The organism is Streptomyces sp. NPDC052236, assembly GCF_044548015.1.
Taxonomy (GTDB): domain Bacteria; phylum Actinomycetota; class Actinomycetes; order Streptomycetales; family Streptomycetaceae; genus Streptomyces.
This window is the reverse complement of the sequence record NZ_JBIUBL010000065.1, coordinates 1-10,669: the sequence shown is the minus strand read 5'-3', so window position 1 is coordinate 10,669 and position 10,669 is coordinate 1. Positions and strand designations below refer to the sequence as shown.

At 65.5% G+C, this 10,669-nt stretch carries 9 protein-coding genes; 5 read left to right on the top strand and 4 right to left on the bottom strand.

What is annotated here, in order from left to right:
* Window positions 1–215: 215 nt before the first annotated feature.
* The 3 genes from ACIHCQ_RS44125 to ACIHCQ_RS44115 are packed head-to-tail and all read right to left on the bottom strand — an operon-like array spanning window position 216 to window position 3,226.
* Window positions 216–950, bottom strand: coding sequence for an HAD family hydrolase (locus ACIHCQ_RS44125; protein ID WP_399674923.1), 735 nt, complete (start codon window positions 948–950; stop codon window positions 216–218).
* Between the two features lie 42 nt (window positions 951–992).
* Entirely contained in the window at window positions 993–1,868 is an 876-nt protein-coding gene (locus ACIHCQ_RS44120; RefSeq protein ID WP_399674921.1) for a phosphotransferase, read from the bottom strand.
* Window positions 1,865–3,226 (bottom strand): helix-turn-helix domain-containing protein, encoded by a 1,362-nt coding sequence (locus ACIHCQ_RS44115; protein WP_399674919.1) that lies wholly within the window; start codon window positions 3,224–3,226, stop codon window positions 1,865–1,867. Before ACIHCQ_RS44115 ends, ACIHCQ_RS44120 begins: the two co-directional genes overlap by 4 nt.
* A 605-nt stretch (window positions 3,227–3,831) precedes the next feature.
* On the opposite strand from ACIHCQ_RS44115, the gene ACIHCQ_RS44110 reads away from it, so the two are divergent.
* From ACIHCQ_RS44110 to ACIHCQ_RS44095, 4 genes are all read left to right on the top strand, one after another.
* The gene (locus tag ACIHCQ_RS44110; RefSeq protein ID WP_399674917.1) at window positions 3,832–4,236 is read left to right on the top strand and encodes a hypothetical protein; all 405 of its coding nucleotides are present in this window, start codon (window positions 3,832–3,834) and stop codon (window positions 4,234–4,236) included.
* Window positions 4,226–4,420 carry a hypothetical protein gene (locus ACIHCQ_RS44105; RefSeq protein ID WP_399674916.1) on the top strand — a complete coding sequence of 65 codons (195 nt, stop codon included), beginning with the start codon at window positions 4,226–4,228 and terminating at the stop codon, window positions 4,418–4,420. Before ACIHCQ_RS44110 ends, ACIHCQ_RS44105 begins: the two co-directional genes overlap by 11 nt.
* A gap of 98 nt (window positions 4,421–4,518) precedes the next feature.
* Window positions 4,519–5,556, top strand: a complete 1,038-nt coding sequence (locus tag ACIHCQ_RS44100; protein ID WP_399674914.1) for a sensor histidine kinase — start codon at window positions 4,519–4,521, stop codon at window positions 5,554–5,556.
* Window positions 5,557–5,827: 271 nt separating this feature from the next.
* On the top strand, window positions 5,828–9,811 hold the full coding sequence (locus ACIHCQ_RS44095) for an SGNH/GDSL hydrolase family protein (protein WP_399674912.1): 3,984 nt from the start codon (window positions 5,828–5,830) through the stop codon (window positions 9,809–9,811).
* 7 nt (window positions 9,812–9,818) lie between these two features.
* On the opposite strand, the gene ACIHCQ_RS44090 is transcribed toward ACIHCQ_RS44095, so the two are convergent.
* A complete protein-coding gene (locus ACIHCQ_RS44090; protein WP_399674910.1) occupies window positions 9,819–9,989 on the bottom strand; it encodes a hypothetical protein in 171 nt (56 codons plus the stop codon).
* 87 nt (window positions 9,990–10,076) lie between these two features.
* Here ACIHCQ_RS44090 and ACIHCQ_RS44085 point away from each other — a divergent pair, with 87 nt between their 5' ends.
* Entirely contained in the window at window positions 10,077–10,259 is a 183-nt protein-coding gene (locus ACIHCQ_RS44085) for a hypothetical protein (RefSeq protein WP_399674909.1), read from the top strand.
* Window positions 10,260–10,669: the final 410 nt, after the last annotated feature.

Sequence of the window (10,669 nt, the reverse complement as noted above, 5' to 3'; positions counted from 1 at the left end):
CGGGGTACGGGCCGTACTCGCCGATCGGCAGGTACGGCTCGATCAACTTCCACTGATCCTGGCTCAGTTGCCTACGCGTCACGATCGTCTTCCTACCGGATCCACCCTCCAGACGGATCCGGATCGGCAAGATTGATCACGACATCACACAGGCCCTAGTGGGGCAAGCCTGCCCCGTCCCCCATCGTTGCGTCTGAGGATCTCCGGCCATCCGATCACCATCGGTGACACCAGGACGACACAGACGCAATCGCGTCTCTCACCTGTTTTACATCCACCAGGCTCTCCAACACGACCTCGGCCCCGGCATCTTTCAGCTCATTAGCTGTTGTCTTGCCTGACGCGACTGCGATCACGGCTGCCCCGCCTTGGCGACCCGTGCGGACGTCTTCGAGCGAGTCGCCGATGATCACGGTGTTGGAGCGCGTAAACGAACTGGAGTGCTTGTCCCGCGCTCGGCGCTGAGCAACGGCCACGAGGGCAGGCCTGTGCTCGTCGTCGGAGGCGTACCCGCCGACTTCGAGATCAACGAATCGGTCAAGGTTGAGGGCTTCGAGCTTCAAGACGGCATTGGGCTTCAGGTTCCCGGTTACCACGCTCGGCAGCAGGCCCTCAGACTCGTGAACAGCGCGAAGGGCAACTTGCGCTCCTGCCATGAGTGTGCCTTCCCGCTGCAGATCCGACCGGTGGTCGGCGAGCCGCTCGGGCAGCAGTTTCACCATGCGCGCTGTCAGCGCCAGCACCTCCACGTCTGGAACGCCGTTGTCCAGCAGTAGACCGCGGATCGCGAGTGGCATCGTGACGCCTGTACCCCGTGCAGGAAGCCGCTCGACGGGGCGCCCCACGACTTCGGCGAACGCTTCACGGTAAACCTGCCGGTCGACGTCGCCCACATACAGCAGTGTCCGGTCGATGTCCCAGAACACAAGGACTGGCAGAGAAGTCGGCATCCTCGTCCCGTCGTGTGGCCGCATCAGCGCGTACGGCTGTGGTCAGGCTGCAGCCCACTGGGCCAGCTCGTCGCCGCCTCTGAGTGTCTCCATGCGGTAGGTCAGCTGGTTTGCGGCTGCCTGGTCGCCTCGGTCCGCTCGCCGGATGTAGGAGCCGAGGGTGTGCAGGTCGCGGATCTTACGGAGGACTGGCAGGCCTGGCCAGTGCCGGATGTCCAAGCCGTAGCGGAGGCTGAAGTCGTTCAGTTCCATGGTGGTGCGTCCGAAGCGGACTCCTTGGAAGGTGTTGGCCAAGTCGATCTCGCGCGGGCCGACTGCCGCTTCGTCCCAGTCACCGAGCCGTGCCGCTGCCCCGTCCCACAGGGTGTTGCCGGGGTAAGCGTCGCCGTGCAGCAGTCCCCTGCCCAGCGGGAAGTCGAGCCGGTGGTACGCGGCGAGGAGTTCGCGCGTGCGCGCTGTCAGCCAGTCTCTGTGCTCTGCGCGCAGGCTGATGCTCTGCTCCAGGGTCTTCTGGAGTGAGGCCAGCGGCTGATACTCGGGCAGTTCAAGCGGTGGGGGCGGCAGGTCGTGCAGCCGTCGCAGCAGCCCGCCGAGGTGACCTGCGGGCGGTGCGCCACGTTCCGGCTGCGGGTAGTGAACCCAGAATGTCACCGTGAAGGAGCCGCAGAGAACGGGCTGGGGCACATCAAAGGGTTCCGTCGCTGGAAACCGGTGTGATGCGAGCCAGCGAGTCAGGCTCACGGCCGTGTCGAGGCGCTGCTTCTGGGACGCGGAGCTGACGCGGACGACGATGTCCTCCGTCGGCAGCAGGAACACGGAGGTTGCGTGCTGGTGGAGGTGGGTCAGGGGCTGGTCCGGCAGGCCGGATATCCGGCAGGCTTGGCGGGCTGCGGTCTCTTGGGAGGCCGTTGTGTTCATTGCAGTTGGACCTTCGTTGTTGCGTCGATGGCCTGGTAGCTGCGTGTGGCGTCTGCCAACTCGCGCGCCGTGCGGTTTCCTGCGAGGCGGGGGTGTTGAAGGAGGCGACCCACGCGTTTCACAGCGCTGCCGATCTGTTGAATGCGCAGGTTCGGGGGCATCTGGAGGATCTGTTGGAGTTGCTCGCCGGCCCCTTCCAAGTCTCCGGCAGCGAGGCGGGCAGTGGTGATGTCCAATCTTGCCAGGGCCTCGTCGCCGTAGGAGCGGTCTTCTTGGGCTCCGCTCGCGTAGAGCGCGATGGCTGCCGAGGCGTGCTTCTCTGCCTGCGCATGCTGTCCTAGGAGGGCGTATGTTCCGCCGAGGTAGTACTCCTGTTTGGCGAGAGGGAAGGTGAGCAGTCCTCCGAACTGGCCGACACCGCCCGGCGCAGTCTGCTGCTCCTGGGCTCGCTGGAGGTTGCTGAGCGCGGCCAGGGCCGTCTCCCTGTCGCCGATGCGCGCCGCTGCCCGGGCTTCGATGGCGGCAATGCGGATGCGGGTCTCGCCGGGAGGGGCGTAGCTCAGTGCTTCCTGGGTGTACTTCAGGGCGGCCTGCTGGTGAGGTGACCACTCGGCGATCAGGGCTGCCGTGCCCTTGGACCAGGCCCGCAGTCCGCTGTGGTCGGCTTTCCCTGCGAAGTTCCATGCGGTTCGGATCTGTGCCATCGCGGATCGCTCGTCGCCCAGGTTCTGTGAGGCGTGCGCCAGTAGCAGGCAGCTGGTGCCCGCCAGCAGGAAGAGGTCTCGTGTATGGCCGGGATCCTGGCGCCCGCGCAGCAGGTTGAAGACGCGATTTCTGACGTCGAGGAGGTCTTTGAGCAACGGCTGCAACGGGGTGTGGACGTACTCCATGGCAATTTTGGCGAGCTCGACGGTCAGGTCTTCGACGTCGTCGCCGGTGACGTTACTCGTGCCGAGCTGCTCCACGAACTGGAGTGATTCCGCGGCTGCCTGAGCCGCCAGATCGCGTAGATCCATGTGATTCGGCAAGGGATCGGCTGCCGTCGTGGGCTGCGCCAGCTGTATCAGGGTGTTCCGTGACGATGGCTGCTGACTCGTTATGGTGCGCAATTCCGTCGGCACTCCGAGGCCATCGAGAAACCGGGTAACTCGTTCGATACTCACCAGTTGCCGGCGTCCGGACTCGAGCATGGACAGAAAGCTCTGACTCAATCCTGTGAGCCGTGCCATGTCCTCTTGACGCAGCCCGGAGTGCTTGCGAATCAGTTTGCTCGCGCGGCCGAAGTCGCGGCCCCTCAGGGCGATTTGGACGGCGAGGTCCGACCAGACCCGAGAGGGGACTTGTGGCTCCTGGGACACACGGCGAGCGCATGAGCCGCACCGGACATCGTCGTTGTACTGGCTCAAACGGCAACCGCAGCCGCAGCATGCGCGAACTTGATCCGACATCGCCATCCCCAGATCCCATCGCCCGTCATCTTACGAGCGGCCGGGAGCAAAATCATTGCTCCCGTGATATGCCCGCCACCAGAGCCGGAGCAGGGCAGCCCCCCGTTGATCATCTCCGCGACCTGGGCAGTCACCCACCTGGAGGACGGCGACTCGGCCACGAGAATGGCCATGACTAGAGCTTTCAACACTCCATCCCTATAAGGGAAATCACCGCAGCGATATCACTCCTGGAATGTGCGCAGCCGCATGGCATCGATCATTCTTGCGGTTCAACCGGTCGCCGCGATTGTCGGCGGTCGGGCGGTTCAGCGACGGTACGTCGAGAGGCGCGGGAGACCGGGGTGCTTGCTTCTAATCGGCAGTGTGAGGCCACGCACAACCAGCAGCTTGATCGGTCCCGTCATGCCGCCAGTGACACGGCGGCTCGGCAGCAAGGGCTGGGGGCTCCTAGCTACCCTCTCTTGCTGGGGTCAACGCTGTGGTCGACGCTGCGGACCACGCTGCCTTGGAGGGTGCAGCCGGTCGAGCAGCCGTTTCCGGCCCAGTTGCTTGGTTCCGCCTTCGATGTGGTGCAGACCGGTATGCGCGTTGGCCTGCGTGCCTTGGAAGAGGCCCGCGAGGTGGCCGGCCCTGTGGCGCCCGTGCTCGTCTGTTTGTCGCACCTGTTCGTGCACATTCCGGTGGAACCGGGCACCGCGTACCGCTGGCATGCGCCGCAAACACTCTGCCGGCCGGGCCTGTTGTCCTGCTCAGTTTCGGAGATTGAGTCAACCTGCTGTGCATGTTGCCCACGCATCTGGCTGATCCCCCCGGACAAGACCTCCCGTCCCTACACGGACAGCACTGAGCTTCGGCACCGCATCACCCTGGCCCGCAGGACAAACGCCAGCGGCTGGGGGGTGCTCCGTGGCCATTAGCATCTCCGCCGTCGTGCTGCTGGCCAGCCTCGTCTTCGTGCTGGTCAGCAAAGGCGGGCTGAAAGCCGGGCAAGCGATCGTCTCCGTTCTTCTGGGCTTCTACCTGGCCGGCTCTTCGGTCGCGCCAACGATCTCCGAGGCCACGACGAACGTGGCCCAGATGATCAGTGGGATCACCTTCTAGACCGGCCGCCGGGCCAGGGACACGCCCGGAGTCCCCCGTCTCCGACCCCCTGGCCCGGCGGTCCTTCCACCTTCTTTCCCGTCTACCGAGGACCCTTGATGACGCAGATACCGGAGGCGTTTCTCGAAGTCTTGGCCGCAGGTGCAGCTGCCGCTGCTCTTGTTGTTGGCTGGCTTTTGTTTCGTGCCCGACGTCTGGTGGGGTGTCTGCGGGCCGAGCGGGATGCCGCCCTTGAGGCCAACGAGCACCTTGATGCCCGGCGGCAGGTTCTGGAAGCGGAGACGCGGCATCTGGTCGGCGTCCGGCTGCCGGCTCTGGCCACCTACCTCGCGCACCGGCACGTCCCTGTTCCCGGCCTCCTTCACCCCGTATTCGCCGGCACCCACGTCGATCAGCTGCATCGCGGAGCTCTGGATCAGGTGGCGAAGGCCGTGGCCGCCGAGTGTCAGCGCGTTGATGAAGCTGCGCAGGCGGTGATGCGCGGTGCGACAACCGTCATCCAGGCGCAGAGCTACCAGCTGCAATCCAAGATCGACGATATGCAGCATCGCTACGAGGATCCGGATATCGCAGAGGATCTGCTGGAGCTGGATCATCTCAACGAGCAGAATCTGCGCCGTATTCAAGCCACTGGCGTGTTGTGCGGGGCGTGGCCGGGGCTGACGCGCGCCGACTCCCACCTGGGCGATATCGTCGTCGGCGCACAGTCCCGCATCCGCGGCTATCACCGTGTCCAGGTCGCCAGCAAGCTCGAACTGCCCATCGCCGTGGTGGCACGGGCGGTTGAACCCATCGCCATCACTGTGGCCGAGCTGCTCGCGAACGCCGTCCACCACACGCACGGGTCTCTGGCCATCGACGTGAGCCTGCACCAGGTGGAGGCGGGGGCGTGCATCGTTATCGACGATGCCGGCGTGGGGATGCATGCGGACGAAGTGGAGTTCGCTACCGGGCTGCTGTCGGGTCAGCAGCCGATTCTGCTAACCGAGCTCGGCGATCCGCCACGGTCAGGATTCGCCGCCATCGGCCGCCTGGTGCAGCGGTACGGCTTCAGTGTGTCGATCGACAAGCCCGCGCCGTACGGCGGAGTCCGCGCCGTTGTCTTCATCCCGGGGCATCTGCTGACGAGTGCTTGAACTGCGGGCAGCACGGCGTGTACTGGTGCGCTGCCCGGCGCGAGCGCGACCAGACGATGGGCATCGCATGTACGGCCGCTCCGTGCCGCGGACCGATTGACAGTAAGCCCAGGCCAGGCGGAGCAAGAAGCAGCAAACGGCCACGAGATCCGGCGTCGGCAAAGTGTCCGCAGCCGAGGGGCAGCGGCCACGGCGTCTAGTACGGCCCCGCCGTTGAGGCGGGGCGCATTGCTCGGGCACCAACACGATGTACCGCACAGCGAGGAGACATGTGTTGAAACGCAAGAGACCCATCGGTGGCATAGTCGCAGCCCTGGTCGCCTGCGCCACCCTCACCAGCCTCATGCAGACACCCGCCACGGCGGCACCGGCCCAAGAGGAGGCCACTGCGACGCCGTCGCCCGAGACCAGCCCACCCGCGCCGGGGGCCGTGCCCGCCGGGCAGCGCGATGCAGTCCTCGGGAAGGGCTGGAAGGAGTCCGCTGACCGAGCAGTGACGGCCGCAGCGGACACGGACGGCCTGAGCATCCTGGTCGCCGACAGCGCCGATGCCTACGCGTGGAAGACCGCGGCGACCCTCGCCGAGCCGGGGATGCCGGCGGACTCGTGGATCGGCAACCAGTGCGTCATGGACCGCACACACGTCGCGGTGGTCTACGCCCCGCGCACGGCCACCAACCACCCGGACATGATGCTGGGCGGCGCCTTTACCGCGATCGTCAACACGGAGACGGGGAAGGTGAACAAGCTCCCGTTCACCGCTTCCCTCGCCTACTTCGATCCATCCTGCAACCCAGAGACCCGCACGGCGACGTTCACCTCGTTCAGGGACGACAAGAGCCGTCTGGTGACCGTCGACACCTCGGGTGAGAGTGTGGCGCAGACGGTGGTGACCGGGCAGGTCACTTCCGCGGTCCCGGTCGAGGATGGCGCGATCGCGGCGCGCGGCCGACACCTGGTGCACATCAACCGTTCGGGGAAGGTCAAGAACCTGGCCGACACCGACCATGTGCCCTTTGAGATCCGAATCCCGGCCAAGGGCAAGGTTGCCTTCCTCGATCGCACGAAGGACGCGGTTCGGGCGCAGTTCTGGAACGGGAGCGGGCGTCCCGCGACGATGGCGTCCGGGAAGCTCGGCGACCTGGCGCTGAAGCAGACCGGCACACGGCAGGTGTTCCTCTCGGGAGATCCCGAGGGCGCTGTGGACACGGAGGGAACCGGTGTCACGGCACTCGAGGCATCCCCCGAAGCTGACGTCTCCAGCCATGGCCGACTGGCCGTGAACCCTGTCGTCGCGCCGGGTATCCGCACCGGACTGGCCCGCATCAAGGACGCGGGCGGCGGCGGCCCTAGAGGGGCGCCGGCGACGTCGGGCGACGGCAGCGCGCAGCCACCGCTGACCAGTGAGGCGGAACCGCTGACCGTAACGTCCACCGCCATGGCGACGGGGAAGAAGGTCACGCAGAGCGTCCCGGAAGCAGGCAGCAGACTGGGCAAGGCCACGCTCTCCCCGGCGCTCCCCGCCGACAAGGCGGGTGCGCGCACCCAGGCGGGGACGGCCGCGGCTGCGGACCCGAACAGCCCGGTGGACACAGACCGTTGGTGCTCAGTGCCCCGCAACGACGTGAACAACCAGGCGCTCCAGCCGACGCCGAATCAGGTCGAGTGGGCCGTCGACATGGCAGTGCGCGGCGAGTTGCGCGCCAACTGGATCACCCAGGGCGGCTGGCGCAATCAGACGGGAGTCCAGACCGACCCGCAAGGGGGGACATTCAAGCTGCCGTATTTGACCGGCGGCGGGCGTATCCCCGCCAACGTACTGCTGGGGGTACTCGCTCAGGAGTCGAACCTGTGGCAGGCCGAGCAGGGCGCGGTGCCTGGTCAAATGGGCAGTCCACTCGCGGCTGTGGCGGGATTCTACGGACACAAGGCCGACAGCCCCGGCGGGTACTGGCAAATCAACTGGGACAAGTCCGACTGCGGGTACGGCGTCGGACAGATCACCGACGGAATGCGCCTGGACGGACACGCGAAGACGGGCGAGACGCTCCATCCGCCGAATGTGCAGCGGGCGGTCGCGCTTGACTACACGGTGAACATCGCCGCGTCCATGTACATCCTCGCTGACAAGTGGAATGAGCTCCACTTGGCGAACCAGTTGCTCACCGTCAACAACGACAACGCCTCCAAGGTGGAGAACTGGTTTGCCGCGCTGTGGAACTACAACCTCGGATTCAACGGGCGCGACAAGGAACAGCAGAACGGCAACTGGGGACTGGGCTGGTACAACAACCCGGCCAACCCCCTTTACCCTGCGGGCCGTGACCCATTCCTGGACGCGGACGTGGATCCAGAGCACTGGCCGGAGGATGCCGCGCATCCGCAACAGTGGCCATATCAGGAGAAGGTGATGGGCTGGGCCGCATGGTCCATGGATGCCGGCTACTCGTACGCCACCTCAGGCCGTCAGGACTGGAAGGGTGAAGACGGCTACGATTCGGCCGGGTTTAGGCCCGCATGGTGGGTCACCAAGACGGATCGCACCGCGGTCAAGCCGCCCCTCGACGCCTTCTGCAACGAGAAGAACAAATGCAACGCAGCCGCCCCGCCGGACTGTCCCGATGCCGCGTGCTACACCCAGTACTGGTGGAACGCGGGGAACGTGACATGGAAGGACTGCTCGGACTCCTGCGGCAACGAAAACATCAAGTACACCACGCTCAGAGCCGAGCCCGGCCGAGGCTACCGCCTTCAGTACGGCACACCCACCTGCGACAACACCGGGCTGCCCGGTGGGGCGCTGGTGATCGACGATGTACCCGCCGGCACCCAGACATGGTGGAGCAACTGCGGCACAACTGCCTCAAACGGCAGCTTCAAATTCACCTTCAACCCCGGCATCAACGGCCTGTACGAGGCCAAGGGGGACCTCCACCAGATCGGCGGCGGCCACGACGGCCACTTCTGGTACGCCCACACCCGCGACAGCGCCCACCTCGGCGGCTTCGGCGGGCGGATGACTGTAACCGGCACCTGGACCCTTGGCCAAAGCGTGGAATGGGCCCGCGTCTTCGCGCACGTCCCCGACACCGGAGCCCATACCCAGCAGGCCCACTACGTGATCAAGGGGGTGGCGGGAGGTGATCGCGAACGCTACATCAACACCTTCCACAGCAAGAACACATGGGTGGAGCTCGGCGTCTACCGGTTCACCGGAACCCCTCGCATTGAGCTGACGAACACTACGAGGGACGGCACTGCAGACGAGGACATCGCGTACGACGGCGTCGCCTTCCAGAAGCTCGCCGCGAAGCCGAAGCACATGGTTGTCACCATGGGGGATTCCTACACCTCCGGTGAAGGTGCAGGCGCCTACTCGCCCGAGTCCAACCGAGGCCACGGCAAGCCGACCTGGAACGCCTGCCGACGCAGTGACAACTCCTGGGCGCGCAAGACAACCCTGCCCGGTCAGACGGCTACCATCGGCGCACTTGCGGATGGCCACTCCGCATCGGTCGACCACCAGGACATCTCCTGTTCCGGTGCGAAGACATGGAACGTACTCGGAGACGGAGTACCACTGTCCTGGGACGACAGAACCGACTACTCCACCGGTGAGGGGCAGTTCCATGAGATGTCTCAGGTCGAGTCAGGCGCACTGACACCGGACACCACTTTGGTGGCCCTGACCATCGGCGGCAACGACGGCAGTGCCTTCCAGGATGCCGTCATTGCCTGCTACGTCATCGGTTACTGCGAGAAGAGTGACTACACGGCCAGGATCGACAGAGCAGTCGCCGAGACCAGGAGGCTCATCGACAAAATCAACGACCCTGGTTACGCCGAGAACGCTCAGATCGTCCTCATGGGTTATCCGAGCATCTTCGCGGACGAGAACGCAACCTGCGTTGGAGTCCAAGTCACCGTGATGAACGAACTCGCCGACTACGTCCGGGACAAACAAGCCGCAATGGTCGCCGACCTCAAGAACTCCGGTGTCAAGGTGGCCTACGCCGACCCCATTGCGAAGTTCGAGGGGCACGGCGTCTGCGACAACGATGAGTGGATCCACGGCAAAGTGGCAGGCCCTGAGGGAGACGGAGACTTCCACACGGGCGACGACGTCAGCAAAATCTGCTGGTGGGTGAACACCTGCCTGAGCCGTGAGTCCTTCCACCCAAAGCCCTCGGGCACGACCGGATACGCTGCAGTCATGAGCGATACCCTCAACTCCATCGGCTACAAGGGGAGTTAGTAAGAAGTCAGTGAGCAGCGAACGTGAGATACCGCAGGTCAGGCGGACTTGGCACGACCGCCTGACCTGCGGGTGCCTTGTCGCTTTGGTCGCCGGGCTTTGTCTGGTCGGCGTGGCCTTTGGAGTCATCGTCTTCCAGCGGGGAGCGGCCGATCGGGAAGCCCTCGATCGACTCCACGCCTCCATTGCTAACGCGCGAGACCGCCTGCGCTCGGCAGCAGCAGATGGGACCCTGACAGACGAGGAAATCCGTGAGGCACTCCTAATGTCCCAGGCGTCTGTGCGGGGCACGGTGCGCGCCACGAACACGGTGACCATCAAAGCCCTGGTACGCGGGACGCACGCGTCCGCGCTCGGCGGCGGCGAAGTCACCCGCTGCCAAGCCTTCCAGGTCGCGTTCTCCGCAGAGGGTACGACCGTGAGCGATACGGCAGCAGAGGGATGCTGAAGGCCGTATCGGCTTGCCCTGAAGGTACGACGTGGCTCTGCGGCACCAGGGATCTTGCGCTGTCGGCTGATGTGTGGCATCGCGTTCATCCGAGCTCGTGGGGCAAGGCGGGAAGTCAGCAGCGCCGATGTGCTGCCATTCTTTCTGTCGGCGCTCGACTACAGGGAGTGGCGATTTCGCGGCCGAGAGCGTCGGGATTGCTCACCGAGTCTCGGAAGCGATGCTGCTCGCGCAGCGCGGATTTCCGTGTTTCCGCAGCACCCGCTGCTAGCGGAAATCGGCCGGGGCGTCAGTCAGGCGGTCGGCCTCATCGCCGTCAACCGCGTCCTCGGCCACCTCCTGGGCACAGGCACCACGGCCGAGCGGCTCACCGAGGCGGCCCCGGCCCTGGCCCTCGCGGGCGGCACCGC

Excerpts from the sequence above, each read along its gene's own strand:
- ACIHCQ_RS44120 (WP_399674921.1), bottom strand. The coding sequence starts at position 1,868 with ATGAACACAACGGCCTCCCAAGAGACCGCAGCCCGCCAAGCCTGCCGG.
- ACIHCQ_RS44100 (WP_399674914.1), top strand. The coding sequence starts at position 4,519 with ATGACGCAGATACCGGAGGCGTTTCTCGAAGTCTTGGCCGCAGGTGCA.
- ACIHCQ_RS44085 (WP_399674909.1), top strand. The coding sequence starts at position 10,077 with ATGTCCCAGGCGTCTGTGCGGGGCACGGTGCGCGCCACGAACACGGTG.
- ACIHCQ_RS44125 (WP_399674923.1), bottom strand. The coding sequence starts at position 950 with ATGCCGACTTCTCTGCCAGTCCTTGTGTTCTGGGACATCGACCGGACA.